1 protein-coding gene is annotated in these 287 nt (G+C 66.9%); it reads right to left on the minus strand.

What is annotated here, in order from left to right; genetic code table 11:
• Positions 1-8: 8 nt before the first annotated feature.
• Positions 9-287, minus strand: a 279-nt coding sequence (locus tag NCS00_RS33220) for a M24 family metallopeptidase (RefSeq protein ID WP_250442276.1), incomplete at its 5' end; no start/stop codon positions are given.

Below are 287 nucleotides of genomic sequence, written 5' to 3' on the forward strand. Positions count from 1 at the left end.
GCTCATGGTCAGTTTGCGTTTGAATCGCGCATCAGCGCTTCGATCTCGTCGGCCGCGACGGGCACCTCGCGCGTGATCAACTCGCAGCCGCTTTCCGTGATGACCGCGTCGTCCTCGATGCGGATGCCAATGTTCCAGTACTGTTCCGGCACGTCTTCGGCGGCGCGCACGTAGAGACCCGGTTCGATCGTGAGCGCCATGCCGGGCGCCAGCGTGCGCCAGGGCCGCGCGCCTTGCTCGTCGAGCGGACCGTCGGCCTCGCGGTATTCGCCCGCGTCGTGTACGTC

Source organism: Caballeronia sp. AZ1_KS37 (assembly GCF_023631165.1).
In the GTDB taxonomy this organism is placed as follows: Bacteria; Pseudomonadota; Gammaproteobacteria; order Burkholderiales; family Burkholderiaceae; genus Caballeronia; species Caballeronia zhejiangensis.